This is a genomic window from Enterobacter sp. CCUG 70166, from assembly GCF_020224095.1.
In the GTDB taxonomy this organism is placed as follows: Bacteria; Pseudomonadota; Gammaproteobacteria; order Enterobacterales; family Enterobacteriaceae; genus Enterobacter; species Enterobacter intestinihominis.
Genome location: NZ_NRIQ01000006.1, coordinates 1 through 22,777, shown reverse-complemented (window position 1 = coordinate 22,777; position 22,777 = coordinate 1). Strand labels below are relative to the sequence as shown.

Here is a 22,777-nt window from a genome sequence, read left to right as displayed (position 1 = left end):
TGGCACACTGCGCTTTTCGCACGGTCTGGCCGGGTGCTTCCCGCGGTTATTGATGAGAGAGAATAACAACATGAAATGGCTATGTTCTGTAGGTGTCGCCGTCAGCCTGGCGCTCCAACCTGCGCTGGCAGAGGATTTGTTTGGTAATCACCCGCTCACGCCTGAAGCCCGCGACGCCTTTGTCACGGATTTACTTAAAAAGATGACGGTCGATGAGAAAATCGGCCAGCTGCGCCTGATCAGCGTCGGCCCGGAGAACCCGAAAGAAGCCATTCGCGAGATGATCAAAGACGGGCAGGTAGGAGCCATTTTTAACACCATTACCCGCCAGGATATCCGCAAAATGCAGGATCAGGTGATGGAACTGAGCCGCCTGAAAATTCCGCTGTTCTTCGCCTACGACGTGGTGCACGGCCAGCGTACCGTCTTCCCGATTAGCCTCGGCTTAGCCTCCTCCTTTAACCTCGATGCGGTGAAAACCGTCGGGCGCGTATCGGCATATGAAGCCGCAGACGACGGCCTGAACATGACCTGGGCGCCGATGGTAGACGTCTCGCGCGATCCGCGCTGGGGCCGTGCTTCGGAGGGCTTTGGGGAAGATACTTATTTAACCGCCACGATGGGCAAAACCATGGTGGAAGCGATGCAGGGCAAAAGTCCGGCAGATCGTTACTCGGTGATGACCAGCGTCAAGCACTTCGCCGCCTATGGCGCGGTGGAAGGCGGCAAAGAGTACAACACCGTGGACATGAGCCCGCAGCGCCTGTTTAACGACTATATGCCGCCGTACAAAGCGGGGCTGGACGCGGGCAGCGGCGCGGTGATGGTGGCATTGAACTCTCTCAACGGCACGCCTGCCACCTCCGATTCGTGGCTGCTGAAAGATGTGCTGCGCGACCAGTGGGGCTTCAAGGGCATCACCGTTTCGGATCACGGGGCGATTAAAGAGCTGATCAAGCACGGCACAGCGTCTGACCCGGAAGATGCGGTACTCGTGGCACTCAAGTCCGGCATCAACATGAGCATGAGCGACGAATACTACAGCAAATACCTGCCGGGGCTGGTGAAGAGCGGCAAGGTGACGATGGCGGAGCTGGACGATGCCGCTCGCCACGTGCTGAACGTGAAATATGACATGGGGCTGTTTAACGATCCTTACAGCCATCTGGGGCCGAAGGAGTCTGACCCGGCAGACACCAATGCTGAAAGCCGCCTGCACCGCAAAGAAGCCCGCGAAGTGGCGCGCGAAAGCCTGGTGCTGCTGAAAAACCGTCTCGACACGCTGCCGTTGAAAAAATCCGGCACCATTGCCGTGGTCGGTCCGCTGGCCGACAGCAAGCGTGACGTCATGGGCAGCTGGTCCGCCGCAGGCGTGGCGGATCAGTCCGTTACCGTGCTGACAGGCATTAAGAGCGCTGTGGGTGATAATGCAAAAGTGGTTTACGCCAAAGGCGCAAACGTCACCGACGATAAAGACATCGTGACCTTCCTCAACCAGTATGAGGAAGCGGTGAAGGTGGATCCACGCACGCCGAAAGAGATGATCGACGAAGCGGTTAACGCCGCGAAGCAGTCCGACGTGGTGGTCGCCGTGGTGGGTGAAGCGCAGGGGATGGCGCACGAAGCCTCCAGCCGGACCGACATCACTATCCCGCAAAGCCAGCGTGACCTGATCGCGGCCCTGAAAGCCACCGGCAAGCCGCTGGTGCTGGTGCTGATGAACGGGCGTCCGCTGGCGCTGGTGAAAGAAGACCAGCAGGCTGACGCCATTCTGGAAACCTGGTTCGCCGGTACCGAAGGCGGTAACGCCATTGCCGACGTGCTGTTTGGCGATTACAACCCGTCCGGCAAGCTGCCGATGTCCTTCCCGCGCTCCGTCGGGCAGATCCCGGTTTACTACAGCCACCTGAACACCGGTCGTCCGTACAACGCCGACAAGCCGAACAAGTACACGTCCCGTTACTTCGACGAGGCTAACGGCCCGCTCTATCCGTTTGGCTATGGCCTGAGCTACACCACGTTTAAGGTCTCTGACGTGAAAATGTCGGCGCCGACCCTGAAGCGTGACGGCAAAGTGACCGTCAGCGTGGAAGTGACCAACAGCGGCAAACGCGAAGGCGCGACGGTGATCCAGATGTACGTTCAGGATGTCACGGCCTCCATGAGCCGTCCGGTGAAACAGCTGCGCGGCTTCGAAAAGGTCAACCTGAAACCGGGCGAAACCAAAACGGTCAGCTTCCCGATTGACGTAAATGCGCTGAAGTTCTGGAATCAGCAGATGAAATACGATGCCGAGCCTGGCAAATTCAACGTCTTCATCGGCGTGGATTCCGCCCGCGTGAACAAAGCCGAGTTTGAACTGCAATAGTCTTACCTTTCTCCCTATCCCCCGCCTGGCGGGGGATGCCTCTCATCTGGTACGAAAAACGGTTAAATTCACTGTTTTAAGCTACGCTTTTCTCTCAAGCCTATGAAAAAGGCCACAAAATAATGAGGAAAGCAGAATGACGATTATTAAGGGGATTACAGGGCCGGCGGTGCTTCTGGCGGCGCTGAGCCTGCCGTTACAGGCCGCAGAGCCGGTTAAGGTGGGTTCCAAAATTGATACCGAGGGCGCGTTGCTCGGCAATATCATTTTGCAGGTGCTCGAAAGCCACGGCGTGAAAACGGTCAATAAAGTGCAGCTTGGCACTACGCCTGTCGTGCGCGGTGCTATCACTTCCGGCGAGCTGGATATCTACCCGGAATACACCGGCAACGGGGCATTCTTCTTCAAGGATGAAAACGATCCGGCCTGGAAAAATGCCAAAGCCGGGTACGAAAAAGTCAAAAAGCTGGACGCGGAAAAAAATAAGCTGGTCTGGCTTACACCGGCACCGGCCAATAACACCTGGACCATCGCGGTGCGCAAAGATATCGCCGAGAAAGGCAAGCTCACCTCGCTTGACGATCTCAGCCGCTACCTGAAAGATAAGGGCGAGTTTAAGCTCGCGGCCTCGGCAGAGTTTATCGAGCGCGCTGATGCCCTGCCAGCGTTTGAAAAAGCTTATGATTTCAAGCTCGATCAGGCACAGCTGCTCTCTCTGGCGGGCGGCGACACGGCGGTGACCATTAAGGCGGCGGCGCAGCAAACCTCCGGCGTCAACGCGGCGATGGCTTACGGCACCGACGGCCCGGTCGCGGCACTTGGTCTGCAAACCCTGACCGACCCGAAAGGCGTTCAGCCAATTTACGCCCCAACCCCGGTCGTGCGCGAGGCGGTGCTGAAAGCCTACCCGGATATCGACGATTGGCTCAAACCGGTGTTTGAAAAACTGGATGCGAAAACGCTGCAACAGCTGAATGCCAGCATTGCCGTAGAGGGGCTGGATGCCAAAAAAGTGGCTGCCGACTTCCTGAAACAACAAGGGCTTGTGAAGTAACGGGATAAGGCTGTGCCAATAAAATGTCATAACCGCGTCCTGCTGCTGTTGGTCTGTGTGGCCATCGTGGCGGTCGCGTTACCTTTTGTGAATGTCGCGCCAAACCGTCTGGTGTCGGGCGAACCGCGCGCGCTGTGGCAGATCTGGGCATTTACGCCGCTGCTGCTGGGCGCGGCGCTGGCGAGTACCGTAGTCTTAGCCTTCTGGCCGGGGCGAACCGCGCTGTGGCTGACGCTTCTGCTCAGCGAAGCGCTGTTTATCGTACTGTTCTGGAGCGCGGGACAGGCGGCAACGCAGATGGCCTCGGTTGAAAGCCCTCTGGCGCGCACGTCGATTGGCAGCGGCCTGTGGCTGTGGCTGGCACTCTGCCTGCTGGCCTGTAGCGATGCCATTCGCCGCCTGACGCCGATACCTGTGTGGCGCTGGCTGCTGAACGCGCAATTCTGGGTTATTCCCCTGCTGATCCTCTTCAGCGGCGATCTGAATCAACTCTCGCTGTTAAAAGAGTACGTCAACCGCCAGGAGGTGTTTGACAACGCACTGGCGCAACATCTGACGATCCTGTTCGGGACGCTGGTCCCGGCGCTGCTGCTGGGCGTGCCGCTGGGCATGTGGTGCTACCGACATCCCAGCCGCCAGGGTGCCGTCTTTACCGTGCTCAACGTTATTCAGACCATCCCCTCCGTTGCCCTGTTTGGCCTGCTGATTGCCCCCCTCGCCGGTCTGGTTAAATCCTTCCCTGCGTTGGCCGCGGCAGGCATTGCCGGAACCGGGCTGACCCCGGCGCTGATTGCCCTTGTGTTGTATGCGCTGCTGCCACTGGTGCGCGGCGTGGTGGCGGGCTTAAGCCAGGTTCCGCCCGACGTGCTGGAAAGCGCCCATGCGATGGGGATGAGTGCGCGCCAGTGTTTCTGGAAAATACAGCTGCCGCTTGCGCTTCCGCTGCTGGTTCGCAGCCTGCGGGTGGTGACGGTGCAAACCGTTGGGATGGCGGTGATTGCCGCGCTGATCGGGGCGGGCGGCTTTGGGGCGCTGGTGTTCCAGGGGCTGCTCAGCAGCGCGCTGGATCTGGTGTTGCTGGGCGTTGTGCCCACGATTGCGCTGGCGGTCGTGCTGGATGCCTTATTTGCCCTGTGGCTCGCGCTGCTCAGGAGAAGAGCCAATGATTGAATTTCATGATGTGAGTAAAACCTTTGCGGGCCGTCCGGCGGCAAGCCATCTCAATCTGCATTTTGCCGAGGGGGCGTTCTCGGTATTGATCGGGACGTCGGGGTCGGGAAAATCGACGACGCTGAAGATGATCAATCGGCTGGTGGAGCACGACAGCGGGACGATTCGCTTTGCCGGAGAGGAGATCCGCAGCCTGCCGGTGCTGGAGCTGCGGCGGCGTATGGGCTACGCCATTCAGTCCATCGGCCTGTTTCCCCACTGGACGGTGGCGCAGAACATTGCCACCGTGCCACAGCTGGAAAAATGGTCCCGGGGGAAGATCAATGAGCGTGTCGACGAGTTGATGGCGCTGCTGGGCCTGGACGCGTCGCTTCGCGACCGCTACCCGCACCAGCTTTCCGGCGGACAACAGCAGCGGGTCGGGGTGGCGCGCGCGCTGGCCGCTAACCCGCAGGTACTGCTGATGGATGAGCCCTTCGGCGCGCTGGATCCGGTCACCCGCGGCGCACTTCAGGCCGAGATGAGCCGCATCCACCGTATTCTCGGGCGCACCATCGTGCTGGTGACGCATGATATCGACGAAGCACTGCGGCTGGCCGATCGTCTGGTACTGATGGATCACGGCGAAGTCGTCCAGCAGGGTACGCCGCTTGAGCTGTTAACGTCGCCGGCAAACGATTTTGTGCGTGAGTTCTTTGGCCGCAGCGAGCTGGGTGTCAGGCTGCTCTCGCTGCGCACCGTCAGGGACTATCTGCGTCCGCAGGATGCGCAAATCGGTGGTGAACCGCTGCATGACGGGATGAGCCTGCGCGATGCCCTTTCGGCGTTTGTCGCCCGGCAGTGTGAGGTGTTGCCCGTTGCGGACGGGCAGGGGACACCATGCGGGACGATCCATTTTCGCGATCTGCTGGCGGGGGAGGTGACGCGTGAAGTGGGTCCGTGATCCGTTACTCTGGCTGACAGGGCTGTTTATCGCCTTACTCTACCTGATGCCGCACAGCGCGGCGCTGTTTAATGCGCTTATTCCCGGGCTGCCGCGCCCGGTGTACCAGCAGGAGAGCTTTGTTAATCTCACCCTGGCGCACTTCTGGCTGGTAGCGGCGTCAAGCGTGATTGCCATCGTGCTGGGCACAGGTGCCGGTATTGCGGTGACGCGGCCTGCGGGCAGGGAGTTCCGTCCGCTGGTGGAGACCATCGCCGCAACGGGGCAGACCTTCCCGCCGGTGGCCGTGCTGGCGATTGCCGTGCCGGCGATCGGTTTTGGGCAGGAGCCTGCCATCATTGCGCTGATCTTGTACGGCGTGTTGCCCATTCTGCAAGGGACGCTGGCGGGCATTGCGGCGGTGCCTGCATCGGTGCTGAGCGTAGCGGAAGGGATGGGAATGAGCGCCTGGCAGCGGCTACTGAAGGTTGAACTGCCGCTGGCCGCACCGGTGATTATTGCCGGTGTGCGGACGTCCGTGATCATCAACATTGGTACGGCAACCATCGCGTCGACGGTCGGGGTCAATACGCTGGGGACGCCAATCATTATTGGGTTAAGCGGGTTTAACACGGCCTATATTATTCAGGGGGCGGTTCTGGTTGCGCTGGCGGCGATTGTGGTGGATCGCCTGTTTGAACGCCTGGCCGGATACCTCAGCCAACACCGCCGCGAACAATAAACGAGTAACCTGCAAGCATAACGCCACCGATACCGCTGACGGCCATCAGTGCAAATAGGGTAATTACGGCCAGTTTCGTTGCCTTCATCATGTGCTCCTGTTGTTAACGGAACAATTATACGGTGAAGCGCAGCTGTTAATGAACCATTAAATGCGTTACAACGCATTTGGCCCCAGCGAGTAAACGGGATAACCATGTTCGCGCCATTCCGTCAGGAGCTGCTGCTGGGAAGCGGAGGGGACTTCGCCACACCAGACCAGCAGCGTCTGCCCCTCAAACAGTTCCGGCCTGAGCTGTGCCAGGGAGTGTGCAAGCACGTCAACGCGCCAGCCCTGCTGGGTGGCAATCCAGGCTTCGAGCCACAGCCGGGTGGTATCGTGGACGTTCCAGCCGATCACCAGCGCATCTTTGCTGTTTTTATTCCGCGCTGAGGCAAGACAGACGGAAATATAGTTAATCAGCACGCCATCAAGCATACTGAGCAGTGCCTGTAAGGTGGTTTGCTGACACTGAAGCCGACGCCGTAGGGGAATAAAAAGATGGGTGATCAGGGTTTGCGCGGGGTAGTCTCGACCCTGTTCTTTGATCCAGCCGCGCAGACGCTGCAAATTGCCGGTCTGCAACAGCCTCAGCAGCGTTTCCTGCTGCTCGCGCCAGAGATGCTGCGTATCAGGATCGTCCTGGCTCAGAAGCGACTTCACCTTGCCTACCTGTACGCCATTGTCGATCCAGCTTTTGATCTCGCGGATCCGGTCAATATCCGCATCGTTAAACAGGCGGTGCCCGCCGTCCGTTCTTTGCGGCTTAAGCAATCCATACCGTCGCTGCCACGCCCGTAGCGTAACGGGATTGATATCACACAGGAGTGCCACTTCACCTATCGTGTAAAGCGCCATTTTCGCCCCCAGGCTTGCGCGTCCCCAGCTTAACTGTAGACCCACTTTGCGGAACCAGGAAGATTTGATTCTTTTTTGTACAAATTATACGAAAGACAGGTTATCTCCGGCAAAAGGTGTGATGACGGACACGATTTATCGCTTTTTTGGCACGTTTCAAAGAAAGTTAACCGCTATCAGTGTATGTTACGCGTTTTTAGAATGTGCGGTTTGTGAGTATGTACGAGTTTAATCTGGTGCTGCTGTTGCTTCAGCAGATGTGCGTGTTCCTTGTCATCGCCTGGTTGATGAGCAAAACGCGCCTGTTTATCCCGCTGATGCAGGTCACCGTCCGTCTGCCGCACAAATTCCTCTGCTACGTCGTATTTTCCATATTCTGCATTATGGGGACCTGGTTTGGTCTCCATATTGAAGATTCCATCGCCAATACGCGCGCCATTGGCGCGGTAATGGGCGGGCTGCTCGGAGGCCCGGTCGTGGGCGGTCTGGTGGGGTTAACCGGCGGCCTGCACCGCTATTCGATGGGCGGTATGACGGCACTAAGCTGCATGATCTCCACCATTGTCGAAGGGCTGCTCGGTGGTCTCGTCCACAGCTATATGATTAAGCGCGGACGGCCGGATAAAGTGTTCAGTCCCCTTACCGCCGGGGCGATCACCTTCGTGGCGGAAATGGCGCAGATGGCGATCATCCTGCTGATCGCGCGCCCGTTTGACGATGCGTTACATCTGGTCAGCAGCATTGCCGCACCGATGATGGTCACCAATACCGTTGGTGCGGCGCTGTTTATGCGCATTCTGCTCGACAAACGCGCCATGTTCGAAAAATACACCTCGGCATTTTCTGCCACCGCCTTAAAAGTTGCGGCGTCGACGGAAGGGATCCTGCGGCAGGGATTCAACGAGGAGAACAGCATGAAGGTGGCGCAGGTGCTGTATAAAGAGCTGGATATCGGAGCCGTGGCGATTACCGATCGCGAGAAGCTGCTGGCGTTTACCGGTACCGGCGACGACCACCATCTGCCGGGCAAACCGATCTCCTCGGCCTATACCCTGCGCGCTATTGAAACGGGTGAAGTGGTGTATGCCGACGGGAATGAAGTGCCGTACCGCTGTTCCCTGCATCCGCAGTGCAAACTTGGCTCTACGCTGGTTATTCCCCTGCGGGGCGAAAACCAGCGCGTCATGGGCACCATTAAGCTTTACGAAGCCAAAAATCGCCTGTTCAGCTCCATCAACCGCACGCTGGGGGAGGGTATCGCCCAGCTGCTTTCGGCGCAAATCCTGGCGGGGCAGTATGAACGGCAAAAAGCGCTGCTGACGCAGTCAGAAATTAAGCTCCTGCACGCTCAGGTGAATCCGCATTTCCTGTTTAACGCGCTCAACACGCTGAAGGCGGTGATCCGCCGCGACAGCGATCAGGCCGCGCAGCTGGTGCAATTTCTGTCGACATTTTTTCGCAAAAACCTGAAGCGTCCCTCGGAGATCGTCACCCTCGCGGACGAGATTGAGCATGTAAACGCCTATCTGCAAATTGAAAAAGCGCGCTTCCAGTCACGTTTACAGGTGTCGTTATCCGTCCCGGATGAGCTGGCGTATCAGCATCTTCCGGCCTTTACCCTGCAACCGATTGTGGAGAACGCCATTAAGCATGGGACGTCGCAGCTGCTGGGAACCGGAGAAATCATGATTTCCGCTTCCCGTTTTAACCACCATCTGGTGCTGGATATTGAAGATAACGCGGGGCTGTATGAAGCCTCCGCGTCAGGCGGTCTGGGCATGAGCCTGGTGGATAAGCGCCTGCGCGCACATTTTGGTGATGACTGCGGTATCACCGTCGCCTGTGAGCCAGACCGCTATACCCGAATTACCTTACGATTGCCGCTGGAGGAGAACGCATGTTAAGAGTGCTGATTGTTGATGATGAGCCGTTAGCACGGGAAAACCTGCGTGTCCTGTTGCAGGAGCAGAGTGATATTGAGGTCGTGGGGGAATGCGCCAATGCCATTGAAGGCATCGGTGCGGTGCATAAACTGCGCCCGGACGTGCTGTTCCTCGATATTCAGATGCCGCGCATCAGCGGTCTGGAGATGGTCGGCATGCTCGACCCGGAGCACCGTCCCTATATCGTCTTTCTGACGGCCTTTGATGAGTACGCGGTAAAGGCGTTTGAAGAGCACGCGTTTGATTATCTGCTGAAACCGATTGAAGAGAAACGCCTTGAAAAGACCCTGACCCGTCTGCGCCAGGAGCGTACCGCGCAGGACGTGACGCTGCTGCCGGAGCATCAGCAGCCCCTGAAGTTTATCCCCTGTACCGGGCACAGCCGGATTTACCTCCTGCAAATGGACGACGTTGCCTTTGTCAGCAGTCGTCTGAGCGGGGTATACGTCACCAGCGCTGAAGGCAACGAAGGCTTTACCGAGCTTACGTTACGCACGCTGGAGAGCCGCACGCCGCTGATCCGCTGCCATCGTCAGTACCTGGTGAACATGGCGCACCTGAAGGAGATCCGCCTGGAAGATAACGGCCAGGCCGAACTGGTGCTACGTGCAGGGCAAACCGTGCCCGTCAGTCGTCGCTATCTGAAAAGTTTGAAAGAGGCGATAGGGCTGTAAAACTGGTACACTGCGCGCCATTGCATCATCGACATTCGAAGGCTCTATGCTAAGTAACGATATTCTTCGTAGCCTGCGCTACACCCTGAAAGCGAACAATAATGACATGGTGCGCATTCTTGCGCTCTCCGACATGGAATCCACGTCCGCCGGGTTCGACACCTGGATGACTAAAGAAGATGAAGAGGGTTTTGTTCGCTGCCCGGACATCATTCTGTCGGGCTTCCTGAACGGCCTGATCTACGACAAGCGCGGCAAAGATGAATCTGCGCCTGAGCTGGCGCTGGAGCGTCGAGTGAATAACAACACGGTGCTGAAAAAGCTGCGTATTGCGTTCTCCCTGAAAACTGACGACATTCTGGCGATCATGACCGAGCAGAAATTTCGCGTGTCGATGCCGGAAATCACCGCCATGATGCGCGCGCCGGATCATAAAAATTACCGCGAGTGTGGGGATCAGTTTCTGCGTTATTTCCTGCGTGGGTTGACGCAGCGGGTGCATAACCAGAAGGGGTGATTTTTAGCCGGGTGGCGGCCTCGCCTTACCCGGCCTAAAAACTCGTTGGCCCGTGCAAGCGTAGCGCCGCCGGGCAAAAAAAAGCCGGATTCTCATCCGGCTTTTTTATTACTTCACCTGCTGACCCGGCTTCGCGCCTTCGTCAGGGCTTAACAGGAAGATGTCTTTTCCGCCCGGGCCTGCGGCCATCACCATCCCTTCAGAGATGCCGAAGCGCATTTTACGCGGCGCCAGGTTTGCCACCATCACGGTCTGACGACCGATCAGCACCTGCGGATCAGGGTACGCGGAACGAATGCCGGAGAAGACGTTACGTTTCTCGCCGCCCAGATCCAGCGTCAGACGCAGCAGTTTGTCAGAACCTTCCACGAACTCCGCGTTTTCGATCAGCGCCACGCGCAGGTCGACTTTGGCGAAATCATCAAAGGTGATGGTCTCCTGAATCGGATCGTCCGCCAGCGGGCCGGTCACCGGCGCGGCAGCCGCTTTCACCTCTTCTTTTGATGCTTCCACCAGCGCGTCAACCTGTTTCATCTCGATGCGGTTATACAGTGCCTTGAAGGTGTTCACCTTGTGGCCGAGCAGCGGCTGCTGGATGGCATCCCAGGTCAGTTCGGTGTTCAGGAATGCTTCCGCGCGGGCTGCCAGCTGCGGCAGAACCGGCTTCAGCCAGGTCATCAGCACGCGGAACATGTTCAGACCCATGGTGCAGATCGCCTGCAAGTCGGCGTCGCGGCCTTCCTGTTTCGCCACCACCCATGGTGCCTGCTCGTCGACATATCGGTTGGCCACGTCTGCCAGCGCCATGATTTCGCGAATGGCTTTACCAAATTCACGACTTTCCCAGGCTTCGCCAACCGCAGCGGCGGCGTCGGTGAAGGTTTTATACAGCTCAGGATCGGCCAGTTCGGCAGAGAGCACGCCGTCAAAGCGTTTAGCGATAAAACCTGCGTTACGGGACGCCAGGTTCACCACCTTGTTGACGATGTCCGCGTTCACGCGCTGCACGAAATCTTCCAGATTCAGGTCGATATCGTCGATGCGGGAAGAGAGCTTCGCGGTGTAGTAGTAGCGCAGGCTATCCGCATCGAAGTGGTTCAGCCAGGTGCTGGCCTTAATAAACGTCCCGCGAGATTTGGACATCTTCGCACCGTTGACCGTTACGTAGCCGTGTACGAACAGGTTAGTCGGCTTGCGGAAATTGCTGCCTTCCAGCATCGCTGGCCAGAACAGGCTGTGGAAGTAAACGATGTCTTTGCCGATGAAGTGGTACAGCTCGGCGGTGGAATCTTTCTTCCAGTACTCGTCGAAGCTTAGGGTATCGCCGCGCTTGTCACACAGGTTCTTGAAGGAGCCCATGTAGCCGATTGGTGCATCCAGCCAGACGTAGAAATATTTGCCCGGCGCGTTCGGGATTTCGAAGCCGAAGTATGGCGCATCGCGGGAGATATCCCACTGCTGCAGACCGGATTCAAACCACTCCTGCATCTTGTTCGCCACCTGCTCCTGCAGCGCGCCGCTGCGGGTCCACGCCTGCAGCATTTCGCTGAACGACGGCAGGTCGAAGAAGAAGTGCTCGGAGTCACGCATCACCGGCGTTGCGCCGGAAACCACGGATTTCGGCTCGATAAGCTCGGTCGGGCTGTAGGTCGCGCCACACACTTCGCAGTTATCGCCGTACTGGTCCGGGGATTTACATTTCGGACAGGTGCCTTTGACGAAACGGTCCGGCAGGAACATGCCTTTTTCCGGATCGTACAGCTGAGAGATGGTGCGGTTTTTAATGAAACCGTTCTCTTTCAGACGGGTGTAGATCAGCTCTGACAGCTCGCGGTTCTCGTCGCTGTGCGTGGAGTGATAGTTGTCATAGCTGATGTCAAAGCCAGCAAAATCGGTCTGATGCTCCTGACTCATTTCGGCGATCATCTGTTCCGGGGAAATTCCCAGCTGCTGCGCTTTCAGCATGATTGGGGTGCCGTGGGCATCGTCCGCACAGATGAAGTTCACCTCGTGGCCGCGCATTCGCTGGTAACGGACCCAGACATCAGCCTGGATATGCTCCAGCATGTGGCCGAGGTGGATTGAGCCGTTGGCGTACGGCAGGGCGCACGTTACCAGAATTTTTTTCGCGACTTGAGTCATAGTAGGCATTACTTCTTTTAACTGTGAAAAGGGTTTTCGATATTACCAAAAGGGGCATTATTAAGTAAGCACAAACCACGGCCTTTCAGGTAAACTTGTTCATCTAAGGTCTTATTCACAAGAACAAAGGAGTCGGGATGAGTTCTCAATCCCAGGCCAAATCACCGGAAGCCTTACGAGCAATGGTCGCCGGGACGCTGGCTAATTTTCAGCATCCAACCCTGAAGCACAATCTCACGACGCTGAAAGCGCTTCATCATGTCGCATGGCTGGACGATACGCTGCACATTGAGCTGCAGATGCCGTTCGTCTGGACCAGCGCCTTTGATGCCCTGAAAGAGCAAACCAGTTCTGAGCTGCTGCGCATTACTGGCGCAAAAGCAATTGACTGGAAGCTAAGCCACAGCATCGCCACGCTCAAGCGCGTGAAAAATCAGCCGGGCGTTAACGGCGTGAAGAACATCATCGCCGTCAGTTCTGGCAAGGGTGGGGTGGGTAAATCGTCGACCGCCGTGAACCTGGCGCTTGCGCTGGCGGCAGAAGGGGCGAAAGTCGGCATTCTGGATGCTGATATTTATGGCCCGTCCATTCCGAACATGCTGGGTGCTGAAAACCAGCGTCCAACTTCGCCGGACGGTACCCACATGGCGCCGATCGTGGCGCACGGTCTGGCGACCAACTCCATTGGTTACCTGGTCACGGACGATAACGCAATGGTCTGGCGCGGCCCGATGGCCAGCAAAGCTTTGCTGCAAATGTTGCAGGAGACAATGTGGCCTGACCTCGATTATCTGGTGCTGGACATGCCGCCGGGCACCGGTGATATCCAGCTGACGCTGGCGCAGAACATTCCGGTCACCGGCGCCGTCGTGGTCACCACGCCGCAGGATATCGCGCTGATCGACGCCAAAAAAGGCATCGTGATGTTCGAGAAGGTGGAGGTGCCGGTACTCGGCATCGTCGAAAACATGAGCATGCACATTTGCAGCAACTGTGGACACCATGAGCCGATCTTCGGTACCGGCGGTGCGGAGAAGCTGGCGGCGCAATATCACACCCAACTGCTGGGGCAACTGCCGCTGCATATCACACTGCGTGAAGATCTGGATAGCGGTAAGCCGACGGTGGTCAGCCGTCCTGATAGCGAATTCACGGAAATCTATCGTCAGCTGGCGGGGCGCGTTGCGGCGCAACTGTACTGGCAGGGGGACGTGATCCCGAGCGAGATCGCCTTCCGCGCGGTGTAACGCCTCTGCGCGTCAGTGCCGGGTGGCGGCCTCGCCTTACCCGGCCTACCTCGATTTTGTAGGTCAGGTAAGCTTAGCGCCACCTGACTTTACCCAAGCCGATAGTGCATCAAATAATACTCTCCTTCCGGAGAATCCCCCGTCGCCTCAATGTGCCAGCCGTGGCGCTGGTAAAACGCAACCGCCCGCTCATTCTTCACCAGACACTTCAGCGCGCCTGTACTGGTAAACGTCCTCTGTACTTGTTCCAGTAACAAACGGCCAACTCCCAGACGCTGATACTGCGGGTCGACAAACAGATTGTGCAAAAAGTTATCATTTTCCCAGACGGAGGCAAACCCTACCCGGTGACCGTCGTGAATCGCAACCCAGATCTGCTCGTCACGCGTTGCGGCGTCAAAATCCTCAAGCTGCCATTCAGAATTGTCCAGCCATGGCCAGGCCACGCGTCGTGCATGCAGGTACAGCGTGCGCAGAAATGGCCGGTCGTCCTCCTGCCAGGGCCGGATCATCGTATCAGCGGTGATAGAAAATATCTCCGTTATAGGCTTTGTAGATTTTGCCATCAGCATCGCCAATCAGAACATAATTTTCACCCATGTAGGTCCAGTGCGTACCGGCATCGGGCGCGGGAAGGTTACGTAGCTGGTACTGTTTGATGGTGTACTCTGGCGTCTGATACTGCGCGGGCGCGGTATCGCCAATCTTAAATTTGGTGAAGTCGGCGATGAACTCCTGCTCTTCATAAGCCTTAATGCCGGAAGGCGCGGCGGCCGTTTGCGGGGCTGCGAATGCGGAGCCCGCCAGAGACAGTAATACACCCAGAAGCACCAATTTACGCTTAGCCATTTTTTCTCCAGTGATATCGTTATGGATACGCTTGTCTGCGGGGGACAGTGCGGCAGACAGCCCATTTTAAGTATCAAAACAGGGTGTGTTTGAAAAAAAATGTAACAAAAGTGAACGGTTTTGTGTAGTGCCAGCGGTTGTGAGTATTTTTGATATGAATGCGTGCTGACGGGAATAATTCATTGTAACTATCGTTTTGCTGAATTAATTCTGAAAATACATTGTTGCCGTAATTTTATAAACTGTAGATCGTGCTTTTTTTTGCCACAGGCTTTAAGATTTTCAGGAAGATTATATTTTAATTAATTGCCCGTCACAGATCGGGCAATTCGTGTCTTCACTTTTAGATTACGTTTTAGTATTCCGTTGAAAAGAAACTTATTTCAAGCGTGGGTTAGCGCAGGGCTGCGCCCCGTCGGGCGTTCGCTACGAGCAGGGATGATAAGTATATATAAATGAAAAACACAACAGCATTATCTGTAATATTCTTAGCAATAAGTCAGTTGGCGGGGTGCGTAATTTCTCCTGGCCAAACGTTAAGTTCCGCAGGCAAAAAAATAATTGCGCCGGCTGATCTCAATAATAGTTTAGATAAACAAATCGAAATTTATCCACTTACGCCCGGATTAATTGAGAAACTACGTCCCGCAGCAGCTAAATCTCAGGCAAATCCTAATCTTGATGAGCAGGTCAAAAACTGGGAATACCGTATTGGAATCGGTGACATCCTGACGGTCACCGTCTGGGATCACCCGGAGCTGACTACGCCCGCGGGACAGTATCGCAGCGCAAGCGATACGGGAAACTGGGTCAATGCCGATGGCACGCTCTTTTATCCTTACGTGGGTAAACTGCACGTGGCGGGAAAAACGGTTTCCAGAGTGCGCGAGGAGATCACCGCGCGGCTGGATAACGTCATTGAAAGCCCCCAGGTCGACGTCAGCGTTGCCGCTTTCCGTTCGCAAAAAGCCTACGTTACGGGAGAAGTGGCGAAATCTGGCCAGCAGGCCATCACCAACATTCCACTGACGGTTATGGATGCCGTTAATGCCGCAGGTGGGCTTACTGCTGATGCGGACTGGCGGAACGTGGTGCTGACTCACAACGGTCAGGATTCCCGAATTTCCCTGTATGCCCTGATGCAGCATGGCGATTTAACCCAGAATAAGCTGCTCAACCCTGGCGACATCTTGTTTATTCCCCGCAACGATGCGCTGAAAGTATTCGTGATGGGCGAAGTTGTTAAACAGAGCACGCTGAAGATGGATCGCAGCGGCATGACGTTGGCTGAAGCGCTCGGCAATGCCGGTGGCCTGGACCAGAATATGGCTGATGCGACGGGTATTTTTGTTATCCGCTCGGTACGCGAGTCCGGGAAAATTGCGAATATCTATCAACTGAATGCAAAAGACGCTTCGGCCATGGTGCTGGGCACCGAGTTTCAGCTTGAGCCTTACGACATTGTCTATGTCACCACTGCTCCACTCTCCCGCTGGAATCGCGTAATAACACAGCTTGTTCCGACAATCAGCGGGGTGCATGACCTCACCGAAACGGTTCGTTATATCAGATCGTGGCCGCAATAATGTTCGAATCAATACTCGTGGTATGTACCGGAAATGTCTGCCGTTCTCCGATTGGAGAACGGCTTTTGCGCCAGCACTTGCCCGACAGACACATCACCTCGGCGGGAATACTTGGCCTTGAGGGGTATCCGGCGGATGAGTGCGCCCAGGACGTGGCCTGGCGGCATGGGATCTCCCTCGACGGTCATGTGGCGCGCAGGCTGACACGCAGCCTGATGCAGGGATCCGATCTCATCCTGGTTATGGAGCCGGAACATCTTCGCTTCATTGCAGCCATGGCGCCGGAAAACAGGGGGAAGTCGCTGCTTTTTGGGCAGTGGCTGGAGCCGCAGGATATCCCAGATCCCTATCGTAAAAGCCGTGAAGCGTTTGAATATGTGTTCGGGCTATTGGGTAAAGCCAGCCAGGAATGGGCACGTCGTTTAGGACAGAAAGGAATGAAGCATTAATGTCGTCTTACACAACAGACAGTTATGGTGCAGGGGCACCCGAACAAAATGAAATCGATCTCGTTCGTTTGCTCGGCGAAATGATCGACCACCGCACGATGATATTGTGCGTGACTTTCCTTTTCACTTTATGCGCGGGCCTCTATGCCTGGGTTACGCCACCTGTTTATCAGGCGGATGCTATGGTGCAAATAGAAAGCAAACAGGATAACGGCCTGCTCAAAGGCTTGAGCCAGCTGGGCACTGATATTTCGCCGGATGTTGCCCCTGAAATTTTACTGTTGAAATCTCGCATGATCCTCGGCGAGACCGTCGACAAATTAGATCTGACGTATCAGGCAAAGCAGCGCGTTTTGCCTGTGGTGGGGCGTCTCTGGCAGCGTCTGCAAGGGCGTGGCCAGGGCAACATAACGTTAGGCGAACTCCAGATCCCGCAGGTGGAGGGCAAAGCGCAAGAACTCACGCTGACCGTACAGGAAGCGGGAAGGTATCACCTGACGGGCGAAAACATTGAGGCAGACGGCCAGGTTGGTAAAACGCTGGTTACGCAAGGGATCGTGCTGCGGGTGACTTCGATTGAGGCGACGCCAGGCACACAGTTTTCGCTTAAGTCGTTGACGCGCCTGGAGACGATCAATGCACTGAAGAAGCGTCTGACGGTCGTGGAATCGGAGAAACAGAGCGGTATTGTGACCTTAACCCTGACGGGTGAAGATCCTGACAAAATCGCCCGGGTGCTGAATGCGATAGCTGAAAATTATCTTCAGCAAAATATCGCGCGCCAGGAGGCTCAGGATTCGCGTAGTCTGGATTTTTTACAGGAGCAGTTACCGAAAATCAGAGCGGACCTGGATCAGGCTGAAGCGCGGCTGAATGCCTACCGGGCGCAGCGCGACTCTGTGGATCTGTCTTTAGAGGCAAAATCCGTCCTGGATCAGGTTGTGAACGTTGAGAATCAGCTAAATGAGCTGACGTTCCGGGAGGCAGAAATTTCCCAGCTCTTTAAAAAGAGTCACCCTACCTACCGTGCATTGCATGAAAAAAGACAAACCCTTGTGCGGGAACGGGATCGTCTTAATAACCGTGTGTCCTCGATGCCCTCCACGCAGCAGGAGATTTTACGCCTGAGCCGCGATGTTGAGTCGGGCCGCACGATTTATTTACAGCTTTTGACGCGTCAGCAGGAGCTGAATATTTCCCGCTCCAGCGCTGTCGGGAACGTGAGGATCATTGATGAGGCGGTTACACTCTCGGATCCGATAAAACCGCGAAAAGCGCTAATCATTGCGCTTGGCGTGCTGTTCGGGCTCATCCTTTCAATGGGGACCGTACTGGTACGTCAGGCGTTCAAACGTGGGATCACGCTTTCCGAACAGCTGGAAGCGCAGGGGATGCCGGTTCTGGCGACGTTACCACGTTCACAGTGGCTGTGGAGTAAAACGCATTTGCGCAGAAAAAATCCGTTTTCTCGTCGCTGGACACACAAAACCTCGGATGTACCTTTCCTGCCAGTCGATCGACCTGCTGATATGTTTGTTGAAGCGGTACGCGGGCTGCGAACCAGTCTGCATTTCACCATGATGGAGGCTGAAAATCGCATTGTGATGATTTCTGGCCCCACGCAGGACTGCGGAAAAACACTGGTGGCGACGAACCTGGCGGCCATTGCCGGGCAGAGCGGTCAGCGGGCGCTGTTTATTGATGCGGATATGCGCCAGGGTTATGTGCATAATATTTTTGGCCTGGAGAACCGCCACGGATTATCCTGCCTGCTGGAAGGGAAGCGCGACTTTGGGGAGGTCATTCAGCATGCTGAAAAAGGGGGAATTGACGTCATCACCTGCGGCCCGGAACCCCTGCGTCCGTTAGAAATGCTGTTAAGCGAACGGTTCATTGACATCATGTCCTGGGTTAACGAGCAATATGACATTGTCATCATCGATACACCCCCAGTTCTTGCCGTCAATGATGCCGCGCTGGTTGCCAGAGCAGCCGGAACAACGCTAATGGTTGCCCGTTACGATAAAACCAGCGTGAAAGAGATGGAGAATACCGTTAAACGTCTACAGCACGTTGGCGTGAAGGTCAGCGGCACAATCCTCAACGATATTGTTAAATCCGCAGCGCTGTTTTACAGCTCGGGGTACAGCCAGTATGACTACGGTTATGCTTCGAGGAAAAAAGGATAGGGGCGTCAGGACGGGATAATAAACCCTCTCCCGGATGGGAGAGGGAAAAGCATTACTTCGCCATCACTTCCTGCGCGGTACGCTCAACCAGAGACAGCAGGACTTTAACGTCCTCCAGCGTCACGGTTGGGTTCAGCAGGGTCAGCTTCAGGCAGGTGACGCCGTTATGCTCGGTCACTCCGACGTTTGCGCGGCCGGATTCCAGCAGTGCATCGCCAATTTTCTGGTTCAGCAGGGCGATACCGGCGTCAGCCATCTGGGTCTGCGGACGGAAGCGGAACAGCACGCTTGCCAGCTGGGGTTGCATAACCAGTTCCAGAGCAGACTGCTCTTTTACGTAAGCCGCAACCTGCTGTGCCAGCGTCACGCCGTGATCGATAATTGCCGCGTATTGCTCCTGACCCAGCGCTTCCAGGCTCATCCACAGTTTCAGCGCGTCGAAACGACGGGTGGTTTGCAGAGATTTGGAAACCAGGTTAGGCACGCCCGCTTCTTCATCGAACTCAGAGTTCAGGTAAGCCGCCTGATAGCGCATCAGCTCATAATGACGTGCTTCTTTTAGCAAGAAGGCACCGCAGCTGATGGTCTGGAAGAACTGCTTGTGGAAGTCCAGCGTTACGGAGTCCACAAGTTCAATACCGTCCAGATAGTGACGATACTGCTCAGACATCAGCAGCGCGCCGCCCCAGGCCGCATCAACGTGTACCCAGATATTCTGTTTCGCAGCCAGCTCGGCAATGGCACGCAGCGGATCGATAGCACCCGCATCCGTCGTGCCGGCCGTGGCCACAATCGCCAGAATCTGTTCGCCGTTCGCGTTGCACTGTTCGATTTTCGCCGCCAGATCGGTGAGATCCATGCGGGAGAATTCATCAGTTTTCACCTGCACCACGGACTGGTAGCCCAGGCCCATCAGCGCCATGTTTTTCTGCACGGAGAAGTGGGCGTTTTCAGAGCACAGCACGCGAATTTTGCGCAGATCGCCCACCAGACCGTCCTGCTGTACCGAGTGGCCCTGACGCGCGAAGAACGCATCACGCGCCAGCATCAGGCCCATCAGGTTACTCTGGGTGCCGCCGCTGGTGAAGACGCCTGCGTCGCCAGCCTGATAACCCACGCGGGTACGCAGCCATTCGATCAGCTTGATCTCAATAATGGTTGCGGACGGGCTTTGATCCCAGGAGTCCATACTCTGGTTGGTGGCGTTAATCAGCACTTCCGCCGCCTGGCTTACGACCAGGCTTGGGCAGTGCAGGTGCGCCACGCACTGCGGGTGATGAACGGACAAACTGTCTTTCAGGAAGAACTCCACGGCGCGTTCAATCGCCGCTTCGTTGCCCAGCCCTTTCGGGTTGAAATCCAGCTTAATACGGTCGCGCAGCTCCGCGACCGTTTTGCCCTGGTACATCTCAGGTTGTTTCAGCCACTGCATCACAGCCTGAGTGCTTTGTTCAATCGCCTGCTGGTAAGCTTCAATGCTCTGGGCAGAGGAGAACAAAATTGGGTTTGAATCAGACATCGTAATCAACAACTCCGGTTACGCCGGGCGAACGCCCGCAGCAAGCAGTGCCTGCTCGAATTTATCCAGGAAGACTTTCAGCTCGTCATCGCTGATCAGCAGTGACGGCAGCAGACGCAGAACGATACCGTTACGGCCGCCACGCTCCAGAATCAGGCCTGCTTCGAAGCACTTCTTCTGGATCAGTGCAGACAGCTCGCCATCGCCCGGGAAGCAACCCATGTGGTCGGCGGCTTCATGTGGCTTAACGATTTCAATACCGATCATCATGCCCAGACCGCGAACGTGGCCGATAACCGGATAGCGTTTCGCCATCTCTTTCAGCTGGCCTTTCAGCCATTCGCCCTGTGCGGCAACTTTGCCCGCGATATTCTGGTCTTTCAGGATCTTCAGCGTCGTCAGACCGGTTGCCATCGCCAGCTGGTTGCCGCGGAAGGTACCGGTGTGGTGACCAGGCGCCCACGCATCGAACTGCTTCTTGATACCGAGCACAGCCAGTGGCAGACCGCCGCCAACTGCTTTGGACATCACGATGATGTCAGGCTCAATGCCTGCGTGTTCGAAGGCAAAGAATTTACCGGTACGGGCAAAGCCAGCCTGAACTTCGTCGAGGATCAGCAGAATGCCGTGTTCCTGAGTCACTTTACGGATGCGCTGCAACCACTCAGCCGGAGCCGGGTTCACGCCGCCTTCGCCCTGAACAGCTTCCAGGATCACCGCGGCAGGTTTACGCACGCCGCTTTCAACGTCGTTGATCAGGTTATCGAAGTAGTAGGTCAGCGCCTTCACGCCCGCTTCACCACCGATACCCAGTGGGCAGCGGTACTCGTGTGGGTAAGGCATGAACTGGACTTCTGGCATCATACCGTCAACCGCTTCTTTCGGAGACAGGTTACCGGTGACGGACAGTGCACCATGGGTCATACCGTGGTAACCACCAGAGAAACTGATGATACCGCTGCGACCGGTTACTTTTTTCGCCAGCTTCAGCGCCGCTTCAACGGCGTCAGCCCCGGACGGGCCAGTGAATTGCAGACAGTACTCTTTGCCCTGACCAGGCAACAGAGAGAGGAGGTATTCTGAAAACGCGTCTTTCAACGGCGTAGTCAGATCCAGGGTATGTAACGGCAAGCCGCTGGTAATGACATTTTGGATGCTTTTCAGCACATCAGGATGATTGTGGCCAAGCGCGAGGGTGCCTGCGCCTGCTAAACAGTCAAGGTATTCTTTATTATCTGCATCGGTGATCCACACGCCTTCTGCTTTCGTGATCGCTAAAGGCAGTTTGCGCGGATAACTCCTGACGTTAGATTCAAACTCGGCCTGACGGGCCAGATAGGTTTCGTTGCTTTTGTGGGCATCTACGGTGTCAATACGGACTTTATCCGTCATCATATCACTCCTACAACCGCCGCTTCGTTATGAGCAACGATTGAATAAAAAGTTAAAAAACAGATGGGGCCTGAAAAAAACGCCGCCAATATAGAGCCTTTTGTCACCGGGCTCAATGGTTAATTTGTTTACTGTTTTGTGACACAGGGCACAGGGGAGGGGATAACCTCATTTTCCGGCAAAAACATGCAGTTTATTCTCAATAAAAACAGTGGGTTATATATGGATTGTCAGCATTGTAAAATCAGATGAAAGAGTGTGGCAAATTGTGCGCCTGGCAGGCTAAAAGGAGGCGGAGAGCCTCCTTAGACTGTTTATTTTTGGGTAACGCGTAAAACGCCGTGTTCACGTCCCTTTGTTTTATTCCATGACGCGTCCGTAATACCGTTTTCATCCAGGCTTATCGATATCACAAAACCGTTACCATGGATCTCATAGAAATTCGCATTCAGACGTTTAACGCTGGCTTTTTTGCCGTTCACGGTAGCGCTAAAAAAGCCGTTAGAAAGGGTAGCGTTAACCGTATCCGACGAGAACGAGGCTTCGCGAAGGGGATCGTGTACGGATGCCGTTGGTTCGTGTTGTGCCGCGTTTTCCGCTTTGGTTTTGCTGATATCGCAAGATCCATCGCCAGCGCTAATTTGCGTGCATCCCGAGCGCTCTAACTGAGCACGATAGTGTGCGCTAATGGCGTGTGCAGGCGAAATACACCCAGCAAGTACGGCAGCGCTTAACACTAGCATCATTGATTTTTTCATTTTATCACCTTAAAAACGACACAAATAATAAGAAACGTACATAATGCCGATCCAGACCCCGACCGAAATAAGCAATAGATACAGGGCAGCTGAAATAAAAATGTGTTTGAGCATGTTATTGGCCATCATCATACTTTCCATCAGCGAAGTACTGTCGCCCTGAAAAGCTTCCTCTATTATGAATGTAGTCGAGTTACGTGTTTTTCTTAAAAGCCAATCCCGATGCCTGCGCCCATAGCAAGATCATTATTTGTAGAATCGCTTACGCCAGCTTTAACGATGGTGTTGCTACCAACGTGGAAGGATGCACCCACACTAACAGCTTGCTCGTCTTTAAAGTGAAGTGGTCAACAAAAACT

The 22,777-nt window shown here is 55.7% G+C and carries 20 protein-coding genes and 1 pseudogene; 12 read left to right on the top strand and 9 right to left on the bottom strand.

Annotated elements, in window-relative coordinates; genetic code table 11:
- The first annotated feature begins 70 nt into the window (after nt 1–70).
- The 5 genes from bglX to CKK19_RS03235 all read left to right on the top strand — a co-directional run bounded on the left by bglX (nt 71) and on the right by CKK19_RS03235 (nt 6,256).
- Nucleotides 71–2,368 (top strand): beta-glucosidase BglX, encoded by a 2,298-nt coding sequence (gene bglX / locus CKK19_RS03255; RefSeq protein WP_063853851.1) that lies wholly within the window; start codon nt 71–73, stop codon nt 2,366–2,368.
- A gap of 136 nt (nt 2,369–2,504) precedes the next feature.
- Nucleotides 2,505–3,422 (top strand): ABC transporter substrate-binding protein, encoded by a 918-nt coding sequence (locus tag CKK19_RS03250; RefSeq protein WP_063853850.1) that lies wholly within the window; start codon nt 2,505–2,507, stop codon nt 3,420–3,422.
- Nucleotides 3,423–3,434: 12 nt separating this feature from the next.
- Complete coding sequence (locus tag CKK19_RS03245; protein WP_023300579.1) at nt 3,435–4,592, top strand: ABC transporter permease; 1,158 nt, start codon at nt 3,435–3,437, stop codon at nt 4,590–4,592.
- Nucleotides 4,585–5,535, top strand: coding sequence for an ABC transporter ATP-binding protein (locus tag CKK19_RS03240; RefSeq protein ID WP_022648680.1), 951 nt, complete (start codon nt 4,585–4,587; stop codon nt 5,533–5,535). Before CKK19_RS03245 ends, CKK19_RS03240 begins: the two co-directional genes overlap by 8 nt.
- Entirely contained in the window at nt 5,519–6,256 is a 738-nt protein-coding gene (locus CKK19_RS03235; protein WP_022648679.1) for an ABC transporter permease, read from the top strand. The genes CKK19_RS03240 and CKK19_RS03235 overlap by 17 nt, the downstream gene beginning before the upstream one ends.
- Here the strand turns inward: CKK19_RS03235 and CKK19_RS03230 are convergent.
- Together CKK19_RS03230 and mlrA are read right to left on the bottom strand one after the other, a co-directional pair.
- Nucleotides 6,231–6,344 (bottom strand): protein YohO, encoded by a 114-nt coding sequence (locus tag CKK19_RS03230; protein ID WP_022648678.1) that lies wholly within the window; start codon nt 6,342–6,344, stop codon nt 6,231–6,233. The genes CKK19_RS03235 and CKK19_RS03230 overlap by 26 nt on opposite strands.
- 68 nt (nt 6,345–6,412) lie before the next feature.
- Entirely contained in the window at nt 6,413–7,153 is a 741-nt protein-coding gene (gene mlrA, locus CKK19_RS03225) for an HTH-type transcriptional regulator MlrA (protein WP_022648677.1), read from the bottom strand.
- 218 nt (nt 7,154–7,371) lie between these two features.
- Between mlrA and CKK19_RS03220 the strand changes: the two genes are divergently transcribed.
- The 3 genes from CKK19_RS03220 to CKK19_RS03210 are packed head-to-tail and all read left to right on the top strand — an operon-like array spanning nt 7,372 to nt 10,287.
- Complete coding sequence (locus tag CKK19_RS03220) at nt 7,372–9,057, top strand: sensor histidine kinase (protein WP_003859271.1); 1,686 nt, start codon at nt 7,372–7,374, stop codon at nt 9,055–9,057.
- A complete protein-coding gene (gene btsR, locus CKK19_RS03215) occupies nt 9,051–9,770 on the top strand; it encodes a two-component system response regulator BtsR (protein WP_022648676.1) in 720 nt (239 codons plus the stop codon). The genes CKK19_RS03220 and btsR overlap by 7 nt, the downstream gene beginning before the upstream one ends.
- 46 nt (nt 9,771–9,816) lie before the next feature.
- The gene (locus CKK19_RS03210; protein WP_015572337.1) at nt 9,817–10,287 is read left to right on the top strand and encodes a DUF1456 family protein; all 471 of its coding nucleotides are present in this window, start codon (nt 9,817–9,819) and stop codon (nt 10,285–10,287) included.
- Between the two features lie 108 nt (nt 10,288–10,395).
- Here the strand turns inward: CKK19_RS03210 and metG are convergent, their stop codons facing one another.
- The gene (metG, locus tag CKK19_RS03205) at nt 10,396–12,429 is read right to left on the bottom strand and encodes a methionine--tRNA ligase (protein ID WP_023300575.1); all 2,034 of its coding nucleotides are present in this window, start codon (nt 12,427–12,429) and stop codon (nt 10,396–10,398) included.
- A gap of 137 nt (nt 12,430–12,566) precedes the next feature.
- Here metG and apbC point away from each other — a divergent pair, with 137 nt between their 5' ends.
- Nucleotides 12,567–13,676 (top strand): iron-sulfur cluster carrier protein ApbC, encoded by a 1,110-nt coding sequence (apbC, locus tag CKK19_RS03200; RefSeq protein ID WP_023300574.1) that lies wholly within the window; start codon nt 12,567–12,569, stop codon nt 13,674–13,676.
- Nucleotides 13,677–13,765: 89 nt separating this feature from the next.
- Here apbC and CKK19_RS03195 read toward each other — a convergent pair whose 3' ends face one another.
- Nucleotides 13,766–14,242: a GNAT family N-acetyltransferase gene (locus CKK19_RS03195; protein WP_032622520.1), complete on the bottom strand. Its 477-nt coding sequence runs from the start codon at nt 14,240–14,242 to the stop codon at nt 13,766–13,768.
- On the bottom strand, nt 14,193–14,525 hold the full coding sequence (locus CKK19_RS03190) for an RcnB family protein (protein ID WP_022648672.1): 333 nt from the start codon (nt 14,523–14,525) through the stop codon (nt 14,193–14,195). The genes CKK19_RS03195 and CKK19_RS03190 overlap by 50 nt, the downstream gene beginning before the upstream one ends.
- A gap of 455 nt (nt 14,526–14,980) precedes the next feature.
- Between CKK19_RS03190 and CKK19_RS03185 the strand changes: the two genes are divergently transcribed.
- The 3 genes from CKK19_RS03185 to CKK19_RS03175 are packed head-to-tail and all read left to right on the top strand — an operon-like array spanning nt 14,981 to nt 18,749.
- Entirely contained in the window at nt 14,981–16,111 is a 1,131-nt protein-coding gene (locus tag CKK19_RS03185) for a polysaccharide export protein (RefSeq protein ID WP_022648671.1), read from the top strand.
- Nucleotides 16,111–16,560 (top strand): protein tyrosine phosphatase, encoded by a 450-nt coding sequence (locus tag CKK19_RS03180; RefSeq protein ID WP_063853849.1) that lies wholly within the window; start codon nt 16,111–16,113, stop codon nt 16,558–16,560. The genes CKK19_RS03185 and CKK19_RS03180 overlap by 1 nt, the downstream gene beginning before the upstream one ends.
- Nucleotides 16,560–18,749 (top strand): polysaccharide biosynthesis tyrosine autokinase, encoded by a 2,190-nt coding sequence (locus CKK19_RS03175; protein WP_063853848.1) that lies wholly within the window; start codon nt 16,560–16,562, stop codon nt 18,747–18,749. Before CKK19_RS03180 ends, CKK19_RS03175 begins: the two co-directional genes overlap by 1 nt.
- 52 nt (nt 18,750–18,801) lie before the next feature.
- On the opposite strand, the gene CKK19_RS03170 is transcribed toward CKK19_RS03175, so the two are convergent.
- From CKK19_RS03170 to CKK19_RS03155, 4 genes and pseudogenes are all read right to left on the bottom strand, one after another.
- The gene (locus tag CKK19_RS03170) at nt 18,802–20,268 is read right to left on the bottom strand and encodes a pyridoxal phosphate-dependent decarboxylase family protein (protein ID WP_022648668.1); all 1,467 of its coding nucleotides are present in this window, start codon (nt 20,266–20,268) and stop codon (nt 18,802–18,804) included.
- An 18-nt stretch (nt 20,269–20,286) separates the two neighbouring features.
- On the bottom strand, nt 20,287–21,663 hold the full coding sequence (locus CKK19_RS03165) for a diaminobutyrate--2-oxoglutarate transaminase (protein ID WP_032623920.1): 1,377 nt from the start codon (nt 21,661–21,663) through the stop codon (nt 20,287–20,289).
- Between the two features lie 311 nt (nt 21,664–21,974).
- Nucleotides 21,975–22,418 carry a hypothetical protein gene (locus CKK19_RS03160; RefSeq protein WP_022648666.1) on the bottom strand — a complete coding sequence of 148 codons (444 nt, stop codon included), beginning with the start codon at nt 22,416–22,418 and terminating at the stop codon, nt 21,975–21,977.
- Between the two features lie 206 nt (nt 22,419–22,624).
- Nucleotides 22,625–22,747 (bottom strand): annotated as a pseudogene (locus CKK19_RS03155) (YadA-like family protein); the annotation flags it as partial.
- Nucleotides 22,748–22,777: the final 30 nt, after the last annotated feature.

Bases quoted from the DNA above. Each gene is read 5' to 3' on its own strand.
- bglX (WP_063853851.1), top strand. From the start codon at position 71: ATGAAATGGCTATGTTCTGTAGGTGTCGCCGTCAGCCTGGCGCTCCAA.
- CKK19_RS03250 (WP_063853850.1), top strand. From the start codon at position 2,505: ATGACGATTATTAAGGGGATTACAGGGCCGGCGGTGCTTCTGGCGGCG.
- CKK19_RS03240 (WP_022648680.1), top strand. From the start codon at position 4,585: ATGATTGAATTTCATGATGTGAGTAAAACCTTTGCGGGCCGTCCGGCG.
- CKK19_RS03230 (WP_022648678.1), bottom strand. From the start codon at position 6,344: ATGAAGGCAACGAAACTGGCCGTAATTACCCTATTTGCACTGATGGCC.
- mlrA (WP_022648677.1), bottom strand. From the start codon at position 7,153: ATGGCGCTTTACACGATAGGTGAAGTGGCACTCCTGTGTGATATCAAT.
- CKK19_RS03220 (WP_003859271.1), top strand. From the start codon at position 7,372: ATGTACGAGTTTAATCTGGTGCTGCTGTTGCTTCAGCAGATGTGCGTG.
- btsR (WP_022648676.1), top strand. From the start codon at position 9,051: ATGTTAAGAGTGCTGATTGTTGATGATGAGCCGTTAGCACGGGAAAAC.
- CKK19_RS03210 (WP_015572337.1), top strand. From the start codon at position 9,817: ATGCTAAGTAACGATATTCTTCGTAGCCTGCGCTACACCCTGAAAGCG.
- metG (WP_023300575.1), bottom strand. From the start codon at position 12,429: ATGACTCAAGTCGCGAAAAAAATTCTGGTAACGTGCGCCCTGCCGTAC.
- apbC (WP_023300574.1), top strand. From the start codon at position 12,567: ATGAGTTCTCAATCCCAGGCCAAATCACCGGAAGCCTTACGAGCAATG.
- CKK19_RS03195 (WP_032622520.1), bottom strand. From the start codon at position 14,242: ATGGCAAAATCTACAAAGCCTATAACGGAGATATTTTCTATCACCGCT.
- CKK19_RS03190 (WP_022648672.1), bottom strand. From the start codon at position 14,525: ATGGCTAAGCGTAAATTGGTGCTTCTGGGTGTATTACTGTCTCTGGCG.
- CKK19_RS03185 (WP_022648671.1), top strand. From the start codon at position 14,981: ATGAAAAACACAACAGCATTATCTGTAATATTCTTAGCAATAAGTCAG.
- CKK19_RS03180 (WP_063853849.1), top strand. From the start codon at position 16,111: ATGTTCGAATCAATACTCGTGGTATGTACCGGAAATGTCTGCCGTTCT.
- CKK19_RS03175 (WP_063853848.1), top strand. From the start codon at position 16,560: ATGTCGTCTTACACAACAGACAGTTATGGTGCAGGGGCACCCGAACAA.
- CKK19_RS03170 (WP_022648668.1), bottom strand. From the start codon at position 20,268: ATGTCTGATTCAAACCCAATTTTGTTCTCCTCTGCCCAGAGCATTGAA.
- CKK19_RS03165 (WP_032623920.1), bottom strand. From the start codon at position 21,663: ATGATGACGGATAAAGTCCGTATTGACACCGTAGATGCCCACAAAAGC.
- CKK19_RS03160 (WP_022648666.1), bottom strand. From the start codon at position 22,418: ATGAAAAAATCAATGATGCTAGTGTTAAGCGCTGCCGTACTTGCTGGG.